We start from the raw sequence: 17,166 nt of genomic DNA, 5'->3' as shown, positions 1-17,166 counted from the left end.
CACCGTGGCCTTTGCTCCCATGACGACCCGGATGGTCTAATGTCGGCGTTGGTCACAGGACGTAAACCGTTTTTAGCCGACCAGGAGTCTTCGCACTTTGATTCCGCTAGCATTGCTTCACACAGTAATTCATCATTCGCCTTATGACGTAATATTTAGCACTTTTTTCACATACTCTTAATATTCATTTGAATGGGTTGAAGATACGCGTGTTCCGAGTCTCGGGTGGTTTGGTACTTCATGGTGATGACGGCAACGCGGTTCATATGATTCAGATGCGCCTACTAAAATAACGGGATCATCATAAGATGCTGGTTTGCCATCAATTAAACGTTGGGTACGGCTTGCTGGTGAGCCGCAAATTGGGCAAATGGCATTTAGTTTTGTAACGTTTTCTGCTAACGCTAATAGCTCTGGTAGTGAGCCAAATGGTTCTCCGCGGAAATCTTGGTCTAAGCCAGCAACGACGACACGTATGCCACGATCAGCTAAATGTTGAGCAATATCAACGACATTCTCACTAAAGAACTGTACTTCATCAATTCCGACAATGTCAACTTGGTCGTCAACTTGATCTAATATATCACTAATATCATCAATCGGTCGAGCAATAATCGAGTTGCCGTTGTGAGAGACGATTGATTCATCATCGTAACGATTATCAATTGCTGGTTTAAAAACACGTACATTTAAATTACCGTATGTAGCACGGCGAACACGACGAATTAATTCTTCTGATTTTCCTGAAAACATGCTGCCACAGATTACTTCAATCCAACCGCTATGTTTCATCACATACATCATATTCAGCACCTCGTTTAACAATCTTTTACAAATTTTGCATTGAAATAAATAAAAAATGGTCCCATTTGTTTATGGGTTACCCTTATTATGAACCAATATAATAGCTATTTCTTATAAAAAATAAAAAAAGCCGACCGTACAAGCCAAGCACCACAACATAGATGATATAAAATTATATAATCTAGTATGGTGTTTAGCTGAGTTGAACGGTCAGCTCCTTGTGTTGAATTGCCAGTATTATGACATGTTGTACTTTTTCTTGAAGCGGTCTACACGGCCACCAACTTTGTCAGCTTTTTGCTTACCTGTGTAGAACGGGTGTGAAGCAGAACTGATTTCAACACGGATTAATGGGTACGTATTACCGTCTTCCCATTCAATTGTCTCTTCAGACTCCATTGTTGAACCGCTTAGGAATTTGAAATCAGAGCTTGTATCTAAAAATACAACTTTACGATATTCCGGGTGAATACCTTCCTTCATGATTAACACTCCTCCTTGCCCTGAATCCTTTGTGGAATCAGAGTTGATTTAAAACCGTCTATAGACGGGAGCTAACTTCTACAAGTCATACAGAGTGATTATACCAACTTGATATTTATTTTGCAAGGTGTTTTAGACAATCTTAGTTCTTCCCTTGCATTTCATCATCCATGATCTTGAAGAACTCTTCATTCGTCTTAGAAGAGCGTAGACGACGTAAGAAACGGTCTAAGAAACCATGTTGATCTTGCATCGTTTTACGAATCGCCCAAGTCTTATCTAGTTGTTCTTTCGGGATCAATAGTTCTTCTTTACGAGTACCTGAACGTAATACATCAATAGCTGGGAAGATACGTCGTTCAGCCATACTACGATCTAAGTGTAATTCCATGTTACCTGTACCTTTGAACTCTTCATAAATCACATCGTCCATACGTGAACCTGTATCAACTAATGCAGTTGCAAGTACAGTTAAGCTTCCACCTTCTTCAATGTTACGCGCTGCACCGAAGAAACGTTTCGGACGGTGGAATGAAGCTGGGTCAATACCACCAGATAAAGTTCGTCCACTTGGTGGGATCACTAGATTGTAAGCACGTGCTAGACGTGTAATACTATCCATTAAAATAATAACGTCTTGTTTATGTTCTACTAGTCGCATAGCACGATCTAGTACAAGCTCAGACACTTTAATATGATTTTCTGGTACTTCATCGAATGTCGAGCTTACAACGTCAACATCGGCTGCAACTGAACGCTCAATGTCTGTTACTTCCTCTGGTCTTTCATCAATTAGTAAAATAATCAGTTTCGAATCTGGGTGGTTTTGAGAAACGCTATTAGCAACCTCTTTTAAAATTGATGTTTTACCCGCTTTTGGCGGTGCAACAATTAGTCCACGCTGTCCGAAACCGACTGGTGCCATCATATCGATTATACGTGTCGATAATAGGTTACGAGTCGTTTCTAAATGCATTTTACGATCAGGATATAGTGCTGTTAAACCTGGGAAGTGAATACGTTCTTTTGCACTTTCAGGGTTATCACCGTTTACAGCATCAACATGTAATAAACCGAAGTAACGTTCATTTTCTTTCGGCGGCCTTGCTTTACCTGATACTAAGTCACCGTTACGCAAGTCGAAACGACGGATTTGCGACGCTGAGATATAAATATCCTCAGGACTTGGCGCATAGTTAATTGGACGTAGAAATCCAAAACCTTCTGACTGAATGATTTCGAGTACACCGTCGACGAATAATTTACCGTCTTTTTCTGTTTGCGCTTTTAAGATCGCAAAGATTAGTTCTTTTTTGTTTAGTTTTGCATAATAAGAAACGCCTAAATCACGTGCTAAAGCATATAGTTCCTTTAGCGTCTTCGTTTCTAATTGTGCAATCGTCATTGGATTTGACACAAAAACACCACGCTTTATAAATTTTTACATTATGTTTAATTCTAATTAAATGGAAAATAAAGATTTGGGATTGTTTGTCTTTATTCTTTGAGAAGAATTTTTTACTCGGGGTATAGCTTCTATATTGTATCGTTTTTAAGTTGAGTGCGCAAGTTTATCACAGAAAAGCGACTAATCGATAATATCTAATGAAACTAAGGCTGAGTCGATTGACTGCAGCCTTAGTTCAATTATAGACAATTTTTTAATCTTTAATGACGAGATCTGGCTTTTTCTTCAAGCTATGTGTCCCATCAATGAAGCGAACTGTTCCTGACTTAGCACGCATGACGACTGTTTCTGTCGTTGCTTTGTCGCCTCTAAATTGAACTCCTTGTAGTAATTCACCGTCTGTAATGCCTGTTGCTGCGAAAATGGCATCATCGCCGCCACATAAGTCGTCCATTTTTAATACGCGATTAACATCTTCAATGCCCATTTTACGGCAACGTGCTTCTTGTTCTTCATCAACTGGCTTTAGTCGGCCTTGGATTTCTCCACCAAGTGCTTTTAAACCGATTGCTGAAAGTACGCCTTCAGGTGCACCACCGACACCCATTAAAATGTCTACACCTGTATGGTCGAATGCAGCATTAATTGATGCTGCTACGTCACCATCTGGAATAAGCTTAATTCGAGCGCCTGCTTCACGAATGTCTTTAATTAATTGATCGTGACGAGGACGGTTTAATACAACGACGACGATATCTTCGATGTCTTTACCTTTAGCTTCTGCGACCGCATTTAAATTTTGATCTACAGAAGCATCTAAATCAATTTTGCCAACAGCTTCTGGTCCAACTGCAATTTTCTCCATGTACATATCTGGTGCGTGAAGTAAGCGTCCACGATTTGCGATTCCAACTACACAAAGTGCATTCCACGTACCTAATGCAACGATATTCGTTCCTTCAACTGGGTCAACCGCAATGTCTACTTCAGGCCCTTCACCAAGGCCAACTTCTTCTCCTATGTATAACATCGGAGCTTCGTCTTTTTCCCCTTCACCGATTACGACAGTTCCTCTCATTGGAACTGTATCGAATACTGTTCGCATCGCTTCTGTTGCTGCACCGTCTGCTTCTTCTTTCTCTCCACGGCCCATCCACCGCGCTGATGCTAAGGCAGCTGCTTCTGTAACACGTGCAATTTCCATTGATAAACTTCTTTCCATCGTTATGTCCTCCCCCGTTTTCTCTAATCCCTTATCGTTTATGCGTTTTGGAACATTCTTTTATCTTCATCCGTCATTTGTTCGCGCCAGACGTTTGCACCTAAGTTTTTCAGCTTTTCAGTTAGTTCGTCATAACCACGTTCAATATGATTAATGCCAACAACTTCTGTAATTCCATCAGCCATTAGGCCTGCTATGACTAAGCATGCACCTGCACGTAAATCACTTGCTTTTACTTTTGCACCTTCTAAAGGTGACTTGCCAGTTATAACTGCTGAACTTCCTTCAACTTTTATGTTCGCATTCATCCGTCGAAGTTCATCGACATGTTTAAAACGCGCTTGATAGATCGTATCTGTTACAATACTTGTTCCATGTGCTTGTGTAAGTAAAGCAGTGAAAGGTTGTTGTAAATCGGTCGGGAATCCTGGGTAAACTAACGTTTTAATATCAACGCTAGAAAGTTCACGATTACCTCGAACGACTAAATAATCTGTTCCTTCTTCAATTTCAACGCCCATCTCACGGAGCTTAGCTGTTAACGATTCTAGGTGTGTTGGGATGACGTTATCAATATGCACTTCTTCGCCTTTTGCAGCTGCTAAAATGGTATAAGTTCCAGCTTCAATACGGTCAGGTATAATCGTATGCTGGCATCCTTTTAGTGAATCGACACCTTCTATTCGAATGACATCAGTACCTGCCCCTTTAATATTAGCACCCATACTATTTAGTAACGTCGCAACATCAATAATCTCAGGCTCTTTCGCTACGTTTTCAATAGTTGTTTTACCTTTTGCCCGCACTGCTGCAAGCATGATATTAATCGTCGCACCAACACTTGGGACATCGAGATAGATTTTTGATCCGATTAGTTCATCTGCTTTTAAGTAAATTGCACCTTGTTCGTTCGTTACTTCAGCACCTAAAGCTTCAAAACCTTTAATATGCTGATCAATCGGGCGTGGGCCTAAGTCACACCCACCCGGTAAACCGATGACCGCCTTTTTAAAACGGCCGAGCATTGCACCCATGAAATAATAAGAGGCACGCAACTTCTTCACACGTCCGTTAGGTAATGGCATCGCTACCATTTCAGATGAATCGATCGTGACTTCATCACCGTTTTGCGATACGTCACCTCCGATATCACGTAGCAACTCTTTTAAGATTTGAATGTCAGAAATATTCGGAAGACCTTCAATTGTTACTTCTGATTCGGCTAAGATCGTAGCTGGTAATAAAGCTACTGCGCTGTTTTTCGCTCCACTTATCCGAACTTCTCCATTTAATTGGTGGCCTCCTTCGATTAGTAACTTTTCCATACGAATACCCCTCGTCGCAATTTTATGGTCGTATACGTTCGTGATGCTTCGTCTAGTTGTAGTATGTGCGCTTTTTCAATAATCATTCTTGATTAGCTTTTTCCCAATCGTTTAAAAACTTTTCAATACCTTGGTCTGTCAGTGGATGTTTCACTAACTGTTGGATGACACCAAATGGAATTGTTGCAATGTGCGCACCGCGTAATGCCGCTTCTGATACGTGCATTGGGTGACGAACACTTGCCGCAATGATCTCTGTATCAATACCATGTATATCAAAGATTTGTGCAATTTCTTCGATTAAGTTTAACCCGTTTTGACCGATGTCATCTAAACGTCCTAAAAATGGCGAAACGTATGTCGCACCAGCACGAGCTGCAAGTAACGCTTGGTTTGCAGAGAATACTAATGTAACGTTCGTTTTAACACCTTTGTCAGTTAACGATTTACACGCTTTTAAACCTTCAAGTGTCATCGGAAGTTTAACCGTAATATTTGGAGCGATTTTCACTAATTCTTCTGCCTCTTTTAACATCCCTTCAGCATCTTCAGAGATGACTTCTGCACTGACTGAACCTTCAGTTACTTCTTGTGTAATTTCTTTAAGACGATCGTGAAAGGAGACGCCTTCTTTCGCAACTAGTGATGGGTTTGTTGTAACCCCTGATAAAATACCTAAAGCGTTAGCTTCTTTAATTTCATTAATATTCGCTGTATCGATAAAAAATTTCATAACACGTTTTCCCCTTTATGACTTAGTTTAATTGTAATGCATACACGAAAAGGCTAACCCATGTTAAATGGATCAGCCATTGAATATAAGTTTATACTTTTGGTTCGAACAACAAGTCCCTGTTTCATCAGTAAGAGTAGGGTTAAAGCCATGACAAAGCTGAGCAGCACGATAAGCAACACCGTCTGTAGTAGGTGCTTGCGTTTCTGCTCCTTGTAGGACAGCTTGTACGACTTGACCTTTACCATTTGATAAAAAAGGCACAATTGTTTCCTCCCATGTCATGACATGATGTGTTTTCTTACTAATAAAATCATATAGTATTAGAATACCAATTGTGCCGTGATTTCGCAACTAGACATTATGGTGTTGTGGCTTCCTCACGTGCTGTTCAATTAAGTCCATAACATCCTTAATTGAAAATGGTTTTTCTAAAACATCTTGATACGTTGATTCACTGCTTTCTTTGATTTGCATTCTGGATAGTCCTGTCATTAGAATAACAGGAGATTGGTGGCCTTGTTCTCTAATTTCTTGAATGAAGTGATCTCCCTCATGCCAGGAAGTAAGTAATCCACGAAGAATATGTCTATGTGTTCATTTTCGACGACTTTAAAAGCCTCAATTGCATTCGCAAATGTAAACACTTCAAAGCCGTCTTGTGTTAATAACTCTTTCATTAATAATGAAACACCTGATTCATCGTCAATAACGACTGCTTTTAATTTTCCCATAACGTTTAATCACCTTATTCCGTTACTTTTAATTTTACTTTAACGGAATAACATAGGAAAATCAATCCAATCTGGCCAATTTGTTTACGAATTCTAAAATTTCTCACAGATTACAATTACTTTACACAATGTTCGACAAATTTCTTAAATAACGGTTGCGGACGAGTTGGTCTTGATTTAAATTCTGGGTGGAATTGTGATGCTACAAACCAAGGATGATCTTTTAATTCAATAATCTCTGCTAAACGTCCATCCGGGCTAAGACCTGAGAAGACAAACCCTTCAGCTTCCATTTGCTCGCGATATTCATTGTTAAACTCATAACGGTGACGGTGACGCTCGTACACTAGCTCATCATTGTAAGCTTCATATGCATTTGTTCCCTCTTCTAAGCGGCATGCGTATACACCTAAGCGTAACGTTCCACCTAGATCTTCTACTTCTTTTTGTTCTGGTAGTAAATCGATGACTGGGTATGGTGTTGACGGTTCGATTTCTGCTGAATGTGCACCTTCTAACCCTAATACGTTACGCGCATACTCAACTGTTGCTAACTGCATTCCTAGACAAATACCTAAAAACGGAATTTTATTCTCTCTGGCATAGCGAATTGCTTCAATTTTGCCATCAATGGCACGATCACCAAAACCACCAGGTACTAAAATACCATCTACGTCGTTTAAGTACTCATCTACGTTGTCTTTTGTAACTTCTTCTGAGCTTACCCATTTAACTTCAACATCGGAATCGAAAGCAAAACCACTATGCTTTAACGCTTCTACTACTGAAATATAAGCATCTTGTAACGCTACATATTTACCGACTAAAGCAATAGTCGTCGTTTTCGATAAGTTTTTCACTTGATCGATCAGCTGATTCCATTCAGTCATATCTGCTTCAGGATTACTTAATCCGAAATGGTCACATGCTAACTGGTCTAAACCTTGGCTTTGCATTTCAAGCGCCACTTCGTATAGCACTTCACAGTTGCGTGCTTCGATTACAGCTTTTTCGTTAATATCGCAAAATAGTGCGATTTTATCTTTCATGCTTTGGCTAATTTCACGTTCAGTTCTTAAAACAATCACATCTGGCTGAATACCTAATGAACGTAATTCTTTAACTGAGTGTTGCGTTGGTTTCGTCTTTAACTCACCAGCCGCTTCTAAGAAAGGCACTAGCGTACAATGGATGTACATGACATTGTCACGACCAACATCACTTTTCAGCTGTCTAATCGCTTCTAAAAACGGTAAGCTTTCAATGTCACCTACTGTACCGCCGATTTCTGTAATAACAACATCAGCATTCGTTTCTTTTCCGGCTTGATAAACTTTATCTTTAATTTCATTTGTAATGTGAGGGATGACTTGGACTGTACCACCTAGATAGTCTCCTCGACGTTCTTTACGTATTACAGATGAATAGACTTTACCTGTTGTAATATTGCTATATTTATTTAAATTAATATCGATGAAACGTTCATAGTGACCTAAGTCTAAATCTGTTTCTGCACCGTCTTCAGTAACGAACACTTCACCGTGCTGATAAGGACTCATCGTACCTGGGTCTACGTTTAAGTATGGATCGAACTTTTGGATCGTCACGTTTAACCCGCGATTTTTTAATAAGCGTCCTAATGATGCTGCTGTAATTCCTTTTCCTAATGATGAAACTACTCCACCTGTTACAAAAATATACTTCGTCATTCTTTTCTGCCTCGCTTTCTCTATCGTTAGGGTATGTCAAAATTCTTTATAAAAAACAAAAAAAGCTCCCGAATTCAATTCGGGAGCTTTACATTTATTTTAGAGAGCCCACATAGAATAATACGCCTATGTCAATTTAAAGTCAAGTTCGTTTTTTATAAATCTTCGTCTTCGTCACCTTTGTCTAAATCTTTCTCAAGGTCGTCAACTTCGTCTTCGAAAACTTCTTCTGACTCTGCTTCTTCTTCAACCGCTAGATCGTCTTCAAGAAGGACTTCTTCTTCAGCCGCTGGTTCTTCTTTAGCTTTCTTCTTTTTCTTTTTCTTCTTTGGTTTTTCTTCAGCAACAAATGCATCTTCAACCGTTTGATCGAACGGATACCAGTGCTTTAATCCCCAAAGGTTTGAACCGACAGATAGGAAACGGCCATCAATATTTAAATCCGTATAAAACTGAGAAATAAATTGTTGTTTTTCTTCTTCAGAAAAATCTCTCGCTTCAGCAACTAGCTTGAAAATATCTTGGAAGTTTTTAGCTTGGTTTTCTTCTAGCATGATCTCGTACGCAATATCAATCATGGACATTTCTTTAACTTCTTCTTTACTGTACTTTGTTAAGCTCACAACCAGCACTCCTTTACCCAGTTAACAGGAACTTTTTTAGCTATTTTCCTAGTTTACAGAATATCATACATTATCGTCAATTCAAGCAAAATTTATATCTATATTTTTTATTATATCATTTAAGCGTTGATTTACTTTAATTTTTGATGGTTAGTGGGGGTGGTGATTAGATCATGTGCAGGTGGGGGTGGAAATAATTAGGGTGTTTGGCGCGCTTTGGGGTAGGTAGTTTTTTGGCGATTGAGGGTTGGGTTTTGGCGTTCGTGAAGTTTATTTGGCGTTCGAGAGGTGTTTTCTGGCGCTCATGAAATTTTTCTGACGTTCGAGGCGGAATTTCTGGCGCTTGCGAAGTTTATTTGGCGCTCGCACAGGATGATCAGCTTTCAATTTATCAGCGCTTCACGTGAATTTATCGGCTCCCATTTATTTTTATCAGCGTTCGACATGCGTTTATCGGCGCTCGCTTATTTTTATCAGCGTTCGACATGCGTTTATCAGCGCTCACAAGATTTTATCAGCGCTCGATACACATTTATCAGCGTTCACGCATGTTTATCAGCGCTCGATCGACTCCAAAAGAAAAACTCGCCGAAACGCGTTCGACGAGTTACATATTTTACATATTACGACGGTATTGTCCGCCGACTTCGTATAGTGCGTTTGTGATTTGGCCTAAGCTTGCGACTTTTACTGTCTCCATTAGCTCAGCAAAGACGTTACCTTCTGATGCTGCGACTTGTTTCAGTCGTTTTAGGGCTTGCTCGGCTTCATCGGCATTACGCTCTTGGAAGGCGCGCAAGTTTGCGATTTGTTGTTGTTTTTCTTCTTGTGTTGCACGCGCTACTTCCATTGAGTTTATCTCATCTTCTGATGGTGGGTTTGGATTTTGATACGTGTTAACACCAACGATTGGCAGTTCACCAGTATGTTTTTTACCTTCATAATAAAGTGACTCTTCTTGGATTTTACCACGTTGATATTGACGTTCCATCGCACCTAATACGCCACCGCGATCATTAATGCGCTCAAACTCTTGTAGTACTGCTTCTTCTACTAAGTCTGTTAGTTCTTCTAAAATGTACGAACCTTGAAGTGAGTTCTCTGTCTTCGTTAAACCGAACTCTTTACTAATAATCATTTGAATAGCCATGGCACGACGCACTGACTCTTCTGTCGGTGTCGTGATCGCTTCGTCATAAGCATTCGTATGAAGTGAATTCGTATTATCTTGAATTGCGATTAATGCTTGTAATGTCGTACGAATGTCATTAAAGTCAACTTCTTGTGCGTGTAGTGAACGGCCTGACGTTTGGATATGGTACTTCAACTTCTGGCTACGCTCATTAGCGCCATACTTATCACGCATAACGATTGACCAAATACGACGAGCGACGCGTCCGATCACCGTGTACTCAGGATCTAAACCGTTTGAGAAGAAGAATGATAAGTTCGGTGCGAATTTATTAATGTCCATCCCACGGCTTAAGTAATATTCAACGTACGTAAAGCCGTTAGCTAGTGTAAAGGCTAGCTGACTAATTGGGTTCGCACCTGCTTCTGCAATGTGATATCCCGAGATCGATACCGAGTAATAGTTACGCACTTCATTTTCAATAAAGTACTCTTGAATGTCACCCATCATACGTAGGGCAAACTCTGTTGAGAAAATACACGTGTTTTGACCTTGGTCTTCTTTTAAAATATCGGCTTGCACTGTACCGCGAACGACAGAGATTGTTTCAGTCTTAATTTGTTCACGCTCTTCAGCATTCGGTTCGCGACCATTTTCTTCTTGGAACTTCGCGATTTGTTGATCAATCGCTGCATTGAAATACATCGCTAAAATGATCGGTGCAGGGCCGTTAATTGTCATTGATACAGAAGTCATTGGATGGCATAGATCGAAACCATCATATAACTTCTTCATATCTTCAACTGTACAAATGCTTACACCTGACTCGCCGACTTTACCGTAAATGTCAGGTCGCTCATCCGGATCTTCACCGTAAAGTGTTACGGAGTCAAAAGCGGTACTTAAACGTTTCGCATCTTCGTCTTTCGATAAATAGTGGAAACGACGATTAGTACGTTCTGGTGTCCCTTCACCTGCGAACTGGCGTGTTGGGTCTTCACCTCGACGCTTGAACGGGAAAACACCTGCTGTATAAGGGAAGTATCCTGGTACATTTTCTAAAAGCATGAACTTTAGACGATCGCCCCAGTCTTTATACTTCGGAAGTGCGACTTTAGGAATTTTCAGACCAGATAAGCTTTCCGTGTTTAGCTCGACTTTAAATTCTTTTCCGCGAACTTCATAGGACATTTCATCCTTTGTGTAACTCTCTTTCAGCTCATCATACTTTTCAAGCTGTTGAACACTTTCTTCTTCTAACTGCTTTTCATATTTTTCGATTAAGTTATGAATCGCTTCAATCTCTTCTTCTGCTAACTCTTCTTTTGTACCTTCTAGCTTATAAAGTTTGCTTGCAATTTCACTTTGCCTATTGGCTTTGTCTTTATAGCCTTGAACGGCCTGGACGATATCACGTAAATATTGGCGGCGCTCAGGCGGGATAATTAAGTTTTGCTTTTCAACTACTTTAATGTTAGTTTCAAACGGCACTTCAACATCCCAGTTGTAGCGGTCATTTAACGTTTCAAGTAGTGAAGCAAAAAGGGTATTCGTACCAGCGTCGTTAAACTGACTCGCGATTGTGCCGAACACTGGGAACGTTTCATGGTTTTCATGAAAAAGCATATGACTACGCTCGTATTGTTTACGTACTTGGCGTAACGCATCTTCAGACCCTTTTTGTTCGAATTTGTTAATGACGACAAAGTCAGCAAAATCGATCATGTCAATTTTTTCTAACTGTGATGGTGCACCGAATTCAGCTGTCATCACGTACATTGATAAGTCTGTAATCTCAGTGATTTCAGCATCACCTTGACCGATTCCGCTAGTCTCTACGATAACAAAATCAAAATTCGCTGCTTTTACGACGTTAATCGCATCGGTAATCGCTTTTGAAAGCTCACTTTTCGAATCACGTGTTGCAAGCGAACGCATGTAAACACGTGGGTTAAAAATCGCATTCATACGAATACGGTCACCTAATAAAGCACCGCCTGTTTTCTTTTTCGTTGGGTCTACTGAAATAATCGCGACTTTTTTATCAGAGACTTCATTAACGAAACGGCGAATCAGTTCGTCTGTTAATGAACTTTTACCTGCACCACCAGTACCTGTGATCCCTAATACAGGCACTGAAGAACCGTTGATTTTTAATAGTTCATCTAGCTTATCACTAGAAACAGAACCGTTTTCAACGTGTGTGATTAGTCGAGCGACGGCTTGGTTGTCGCCTTCTTTTGCCGCTTTAGCATCCGCTTCTAATTCGATTGGCGTTGGGTGGTCACATTCTTCTAACATTGTATTGATCATGCCTTGTAAGCCTGTTTCGCGACCGTCTTCAGGTGAGAAAATTCGCGCGACACCGTAATCGTGCAGTTCTTTAATTTCACGTGGTAAAATTACACCGCCGCCACCACCGTATACGCGGATGTGACCTGCACGTTTTTCGTTTAATAAGTCGACCATATATTTAAAATATTCTACGTGTCCACCTTGATAAGAAGAGATTGCAATACCTTGTGCATCTTCTTGAATTGCAGCATTAACAACGGCTTCAACAGAGCGATTGTGCCCTAAGTGGATGACTTCAGCACCACTTGCCTGAAGGATTCGTCTCATAATGTTGATTGAAGCATCGTGTCCGTCAAATAAACTTGATGCTGTTACGAATCTAACAGGGTGTTTCACTTCATAAGCTACTTGCTGTTGCATCATTACACGCCTCCTTGTTGTTTTGTTTGTGTGAGGTGCGCCAGTTGATTTTTTAATAAATTAAATTGGTGTTGTGTATATTGTTCTAGTGAAAATTCTTTTTGCAACACCCAACGGCGAAAGCCCCACATTTGCCCTTGGATAAAAATATTGTTAGAGATTAACGTAATCTCGTCTTGGCTTAAAATGTCTTTGTAGCTGTTTTCAAGAATGATTTCAAACAGCCTAAGCATTTCTTTTTCTTTATTTAACACGTATTCTTGCGCGTCTTTCGGAAGTGCTTTTAATTCTTGATAAAGGATCAGCACTTCATCTTGTAATTCATCCATCAGTTGAAAATAAGATTCAACCGCTTGATATAACGAACTTTCAGATTTTGTGTCTGTGTCGATGACTGCTTCCATTCGTGCTTTTACTTCATCGTAAATGGCATCACAAACGAGAAAGAGAACGTCTTCCTTTTTCCGAATGTACTCATAAAGCGTGCCGATACTAAATCCTGCTGCTTTAGCAATTTCGCGAGTCGTTGCACGGTGGAAACCTTTCTGTTTAAAGAGGGTTACAGCACCTTTATGTAGTTGGGCGCGTCGTTTGACTATAAGTGATTCATCTTTAATTGATGAACTAATTTCTTTTACCATCTGACTCCCCCTTACTCAACCCTTTCCACTCACTAAGCCATGTTTCAGCTAAATGGTAAGGATCTTCAACTTGATTTAACTTCTCTTTCATTTGAGGGGTGTTTTCAATTGTTTTGTATAAATCTCTATATAAAGCTTCTTGCATCAGTTCATAGACTTCATGCCGTAGTTGTTCTTTTCTTTTTTGCACACCTGCTTCAGACTGCTGAAGGTATTGCCAATGGTGCTTGAATGCCTCGTGTAATTCTTCAAAGCCAGTCGGTTTAGCAGCAGATGTTGTTTCGACAATTTGCGGTTCATAGTCGTGACCTGCAATATGGATTAAATCTTTTAGTTGATTTTTCAACTTACGAACTCCTGGTAAGTCTGCCTTGTTTAAAATGAACAGATCGGCAATTTCCATAATGCCAGCTTTGAAGACTTGTAAAATATCACCAGAATTCGGCGTAAGAATGACAGCTGTAGTGTCTGCCACTTTCATAATGTCGAGCTCTGACTGACCGACACCGACTGTTTCGACGATGATATAATCAAAGCCATACGCATCACAAGCTCTAATCGCATCTTTTGTTGCCCGTGCTAAACCGCCTAAACTACCGCGCGTTGCCATACTGCGAATGAAGACATTTTCATCGGTAAAATGTTTATGCATGCGAACTCGGTCACCTAGCAAGGCACCACCACTAAAAGGACTCGTTGGATCAACTGCAATGACGGCAACTTTTTTGTTTTGTTCACGTAAAAGTGTGATGAAGTGATCAACGAGTGAACTTTTACCAGCACCTGGCGAGCCAGTAATGCCAATGTAGTGCGCCCCTTTTTTACGCTGGTTAAGGTCACTTAATAGCGATAATTTATTCGGATGATCATTTTCAATCATAGTAATCGCACGTGCTAATGCTCGTTGATCTTGGTTGTCGATTCTATCAGCGAGTTGATCCATTGGCATTCAGTCCTTTCTTTGATTGGTTTGTTGGTGATTGTGCGTTTATGTGTCCGATAATTATTCGGTTTTGTCCGGCACTTTTGACGCTTCGTTTGGCAATTATGACGCTTTGTCCGGCATTTATGCGGCTCCGTCCGACAATAATTGGTTCTTATTCGGCAATTATTGGCTGCTATTCGGCAATTATTGGCTCGCCTGAATGGCTGAGGCCATTCAGGCTTTTATTTTCAATAAAACTTACTTCGTCACCATGCGGCCGACGACTAGGCGTTGAATTTCTTGTGTGCCTTCGTAAATTTGTGTGATCTTGGCATCACGCATGTAGCGTTCGACTGGGTAGTCTTTCGTATAGCCGTAGCCACCGTATACTTGAACTGCTTCGACTGTCACTTTCATTGCTGTGTCACCTGCGAAAAGTTTAGCCATTGCTGATTCTTTCTGGTAAGGTATGCCTTCTGACTCGTTGTACGCGGCTTGGTAAGTTAATAGTCTTGAAGCTTCAATCTCTGTTGCCATGTCTGCTAGTTTGAAAGAGACCCCTTGGTTTTTCGCAATTGGTTTGCCGAACTGTTCGCGTTCTTTCGCGTACTCCGTTGATTTGTCTAGTGCACCTTGTGCGATTCCAACGGCTTGAGCAGCAATTCCGTTACGCCCACCATCTAATGTCGTCATCGCGATTTTAAACCCTTCGCCTTCTTCACCTAGCATATTTTCTTTAGGAATACGGCAGTTTTCAAAGATTAATTCTGTTGTTGGAGATGAACGGATTCCTAGTTTTTCTTCCTTCTTACCAAAAGTGAATCCTTCTGTACCCTTCTCTACGATGAAAGCAGAGATTCCTTTATGTTTAGCATCCATGTCTGTTTTTGCGAAAACGACGTAAATGTCACCAACACCGCCGTTTGTAATCCAAACTTTTGAGCCGTTTAGGACGTACTCATCGCCATCTAACTTCGCTGTTGTTTTCATTGATGATACGTCACTTCCTGCACCTGGTTCTGATAAAGCATAAGCACCGAGCGCTTCACCTGTTGCTAGACGTTGTAGGAAGTTTTGCTTTTGCTCTTCATTTCCGTACATGTAAATTGGCCAGCTAGCTAATGAAATGTGAGCTGATAGCGTTACCCCTGTTGATGCACATACACGTGAAAGTTCTTCAACAGCGATCACGTAGCTCACAAAGTCAGACCCGATTCCGCCGTATTCTTCTGGCCAAGGAATCCCTGTTAATCCTAGTTCTGCCATTTTATCGAAAATTTCACGGTCAAAGCGCTCCTCTTCATCACGCTCTGCCGCTGTTGGTTCTACTTCATTAACCGCAAAATCACGAACCATTTTGCGTAACATTTGTTGTTCTTCTGTTAGTTGGAAATTCATAATGTTTGCCTCCCTTTTTATTTCAACAGTTGTCTACTAATGACAACGTTTTGCACTTCAGTTGTACCCTCGTAAATTTGAGTGATTTTTGCATCACGGAAATAACGCTCAACTGGATAATCTTCAGTATATCCATAGCCACCAAACACTTGAACAGCTTCTATTGACGTATCGACTGCTGTTTTAGAAGCAAACTTTTTCGCCATTGATGCTTGGATACTGCTGTCCATACCCGCTTGGTACAGTGATGCCGCATTATAGACTAATAGTTTTGAAGATTCGACTGCTGTTGCCATGTCTGCTAGTTTAAAAGAAACACCTTGGTGCTTTGCGATTGGACGTCCGAACTGTTCACGCTCTTTTGCATAATCAGTTGCTGCATCAAAAGCTGCTTCAGCAATCCCTAGCGCTTGAGCTGCAATACCAATGCGTCCAATATTTAAGTTAGCTAAAGCGATTTTGAACCCTTCGCCTTCTTTTCCTAAAAGCTGTGATGCTGGCACTTTACATTGATCAAATGTTAAAGCTACCGTGCTTGAGCCGTGTAGACCCATCTTCTTCTCTGCAATACCAACTTCAAATCCTGGTGTGTCTTTTTCTACGATAAAAGCTGAAACGCCTTTACTCCCAAGTTCCGGGTTCGTATTAGCGAAAACGATATACGTATCAGCGTAACCACCATTTGTAATGAACACTTTTGAACCGTTTATGACGTAATGGTCACCGTCTTTAACTGCTTTTGTCTTAATATTACCTGCATCACTTCCGGCACTCGGTTCTGTTAATGCAAATGCACCTAAATACTCTCCTGATGCAAGCTTAGGCAAATAGTGGTTCACTTGTTCTTCAGTACCAAACTTCAAGATTGGGAATGTTCCAACGGATGTATGAACCGATAAAATGACACCTAACGTTGCGCTTACCTTTGACAGCTCATGAATGGCAATGATGTAAGATGTATAGTCCATACCAGCGCCGCCAAGCTTTTCATTAATTGGAATACCGAGTAACCCGAGTTCACTCATCTTTTGGATCAATTCTTCTGGAAAACGGTCTTCTTTTTCCATACGCTCGACTTCAGGTGCGACTTCATTTTGGGCAAAGTCACGCACCATCTTACGCATCATCTCTTGTTCTTCTGTAAAATGTAAATTCATGAATGTTTTCCTCCAATGACAATCTCATACGAACTATTCGTAGACGTAGAATCCTCTGCCTGACTTCTTACCTAACCAGCCTGCGCTAACGTATTTACGTAACAATGGGCAAGGACGATACTTACTATCACCGAAGCCTTCGTGTAAAATTTCCATA

Annotated in this window: 17 protein-coding genes; all 17 read right to left on the bottom strand. The window is 40.6% G+C overall.

Features of this window, described 5'->3' with window-relative positions:
- Window positions 1-177: 177 nt before the first annotated feature.
- Window positions 178-801, bottom strand: a complete 624-nt coding sequence (locus tag A194_RS0107380; RefSeq protein WP_040402504.1) for a thymidine kinase — start codon at window positions 799-801, stop codon at window positions 178-180.
- Window positions 802-1,041: 240 nt separating this feature from the next.
- Complete coding sequence (locus tag A194_RS0107375; protein ID WP_017186215.1) at window positions 1,042-1,287, bottom strand: type B 50S ribosomal protein L31; 246 nt, start codon at window positions 1,285-1,287, stop codon at window positions 1,042-1,044.
- Window positions 1,288-1,429: 142 nt separating this feature from the next.
- Entirely contained in the window at window positions 1,430-2,692 is a 1,263-nt protein-coding gene (gene rho / locus A194_RS0107370; protein ID WP_040402501.1) for a transcription termination factor Rho, read from the bottom strand.
- A 256-nt stretch (window positions 2,693-2,948) separates the two neighbouring features.
- Window positions 2,949-3,917, bottom strand: coding sequence for a class II fructose-bisphosphatase (gene glpX, locus A194_RS0107365; protein ID WP_017186213.1), 969 nt, complete (start codon window positions 3,915-3,917; stop codon window positions 2,949-2,951).
- A 38-nt stretch (window positions 3,918-3,955) separates the two neighbouring features.
- A complete protein-coding gene (locus A194_RS0107360) occupies window positions 3,956-5,242 on the bottom strand; it encodes a UDP-N-acetylglucosamine 1-carboxyvinyltransferase (RefSeq protein ID WP_017186212.1) in 1,287 nt (428 codons plus the stop codon).
- An 82-nt stretch (window positions 5,243-5,324) separates the two neighbouring features.
- A complete protein-coding gene (gene fsa, locus A194_RS0107355; protein WP_017186211.1) occupies window positions 5,325-5,975 on the bottom strand; it encodes a fructose-6-phosphate aldolase in 651 nt (216 codons plus the stop codon).
- A gap of 72 nt (window positions 5,976-6,047) precedes the next feature.
- Window positions 6,048-6,239: a hypothetical protein gene (locus A194_RS0107350; protein ID WP_017186210.1), complete on the bottom strand. Its 192-nt coding sequence runs from the start codon at window positions 6,237-6,239 to the stop codon at window positions 6,048-6,050.
- Window positions 6,240-6,329: 90 nt separating this feature from the next.
- A complete protein-coding gene (locus A194_RS20995) occupies window positions 6,330-6,452 on the bottom strand; it encodes a hypothetical protein (RefSeq protein WP_017186209.1) in 123 nt (40 codons plus the stop codon).
- A gap of 17 nt (window positions 6,453-6,469) precedes the next feature.
- On the bottom strand, window positions 6,470-6,709 hold the full coding sequence (locus A194_RS0107340; protein WP_017186208.1) for a response regulator: 240 nt from the start codon (window positions 6,707-6,709) through the stop codon (window positions 6,470-6,472).
- Window positions 6,710-6,825: 116 nt separating this feature from the next.
- Entirely contained in the window at window positions 6,826-8,418 is a 1,593-nt protein-coding gene (locus tag A194_RS0107335) for a CTP synthase (RefSeq protein WP_017186207.1), read from the bottom strand.
- A 155-nt stretch (window positions 8,419-8,573) separates the two neighbouring features.
- Complete coding sequence (gene rpoE, locus A194_RS0107330; RefSeq protein ID WP_017186206.1) at window positions 8,574-9,041, bottom strand: DNA-directed RNA polymerase subunit delta; 468 nt, start codon at window positions 9,039-9,041, stop codon at window positions 8,574-8,576.
- A 616-nt stretch (window positions 9,042-9,657) separates the two neighbouring features.
- Window positions 9,658-12,891, bottom strand: a complete 3,234-nt coding sequence (icmF, locus tag A194_RS0107325) for a fused isobutyryl-CoA mutase/GTPase IcmF (RefSeq protein WP_017186205.1) — start codon at window positions 12,889-12,891, stop codon at window positions 9,658-9,660.
- Window positions 12,891-13,529: a TetR/AcrR family transcriptional regulator gene (locus A194_RS17770; protein WP_017186204.1), complete on the bottom strand. Its 639-nt coding sequence runs from the start codon at window positions 13,527-13,529 to the stop codon at window positions 12,891-12,893. The genes icmF and A194_RS17770 overlap by 1 nt, the downstream gene beginning before the upstream one ends.
- Window positions 13,513-14,472: a methylmalonyl Co-A mutase-associated GTPase MeaB gene (meaB, locus tag A194_RS0107315; RefSeq protein WP_017186203.1), complete on the bottom strand. Its 960-nt coding sequence runs from the start codon at window positions 14,470-14,472 to the stop codon at window positions 13,513-13,515. Before meaB ends, A194_RS17770 begins: the two co-directional genes overlap by 17 nt.
- A gap of 240 nt (window positions 14,473-14,712) precedes the next feature.
- The gene (locus tag A194_RS0107310; protein ID WP_017186202.1) at window positions 14,713-15,852 is read right to left on the bottom strand and encodes an acyl-CoA dehydrogenase; all 1,140 of its coding nucleotides are present in this window, start codon (window positions 15,850-15,852) and stop codon (window positions 14,713-14,715) included.
- 17 nt (window positions 15,853-15,869) lie between these two features.
- On the bottom strand, window positions 15,870-17,009 hold the full coding sequence (locus tag A194_RS0107305) for an acyl-CoA dehydrogenase (RefSeq protein ID WP_017186201.1): 1,140 nt from the start codon (window positions 17,007-17,009) through the stop codon (window positions 15,870-15,872).
- 33 nt (window positions 17,010-17,042) lie between these two features.
- Window positions 17,043-17,166: 3-hydroxyacyl-CoA dehydrogenase family protein (locus tag A194_RS19755; RefSeq protein ID WP_237718750.1), on the bottom strand; the 124-nt coding region annotated here is incomplete at its 5' end.

The sequence above is a fragment of the Alkalibacillus haloalkaliphilus C5 genome, from assembly GCF_000269905.1.
GTDB classification, from domain to species: Bacteria; Bacillota; Bacilli; order Bacillales; family Alkalibacillaceae; genus Alkalibacillus; species Alkalibacillus haloalkaliphilus_A.
This window is presented reverse-complemented; position numbering and strand designations above follow the sequence as displayed.

Excerpts from the sequence above, each read along its gene's own strand:
- A194_RS0107380 (WP_040402504.1), bottom strand. The coding sequence starts at position 801 with ATGTATGTGATGAAACATAGCGGTTGGATTGAAGTAATCTGTGGCAGC.
- A194_RS0107375 (WP_017186215.1), bottom strand. The coding sequence starts at position 1,287 with ATGAAGGAAGGTATTCACCCGGAATATCGTAAAGTTGTATTTTTAGAT.
- rho (WP_040402501.1), bottom strand. The coding sequence starts at position 2,692 with ATGACGATTGCACAATTAGAAACGAAGACGCTAAAGGAACTATATGCT.
- glpX (WP_017186213.1), bottom strand. The coding sequence starts at position 3,917 with ATGGAAAGAAGTTTATCAATGGAAATTGCACGTGTTACAGAAGCAGCT.
- A194_RS0107360 (WP_017186212.1), bottom strand. The coding sequence starts at position 5,242 with ATGGAAAAGTTACTAATCGAAGGAGGCCACCAATTAAATGGAGAAGTT.
- fsa (WP_017186211.1), bottom strand. The coding sequence starts at position 5,975 with ATGAAATTTTTTATCGATACAGCGAATATTAATGAAATTAAAGAAGCT.
- A194_RS20995 (WP_017186209.1), bottom strand. The coding sequence starts at position 6,452 with ATGCAAATCAAAGAAAGCAGTGAATCAACGTATCAAGATGTTTTAGAA.
- A194_RS0107340 (WP_017186208.1), bottom strand. The coding sequence starts at position 6,709 with ATGGGAAAATTAAAAGCAGTCGTTATTGACGATGAATCAGGTGTTTCA.
- A194_RS0107335 (WP_017186207.1), bottom strand. The coding sequence starts at position 8,418 with ATGACGAAGTATATTTTTGTAACAGGTGGAGTAGTTTCATCATTAGGA.
- icmF (WP_017186205.1), bottom strand. The coding sequence starts at position 12,891 with ATGATGCAACAGCAAGTAGCTTATGAAGTGAAACACCCTGTTAGATTC.
- A194_RS17770 (WP_017186204.1), bottom strand. The coding sequence starts at position 13,529 with ATGGTAAAAGAAATTAGTTCATCAATTAAAGATGAATCACTTATAGTC.
- meaB (WP_017186203.1), bottom strand. The coding sequence starts at position 14,472 with ATGGATCAACTCGCTGATAGAATCGACAACCAAGATCAACGAGCATTA.
- A194_RS0107310 (WP_017186202.1), bottom strand. The coding sequence starts at position 15,852 with ATGAATTTCCAACTAACAGAAGAACAACAAATGTTACGCAAAATGGTT.
- A194_RS0107305 (WP_017186201.1), bottom strand. The coding sequence starts at position 17,009 with ATGAATTTACATTTTACAGAAGAACAAGAGATGATGCGTAAGATGGTG.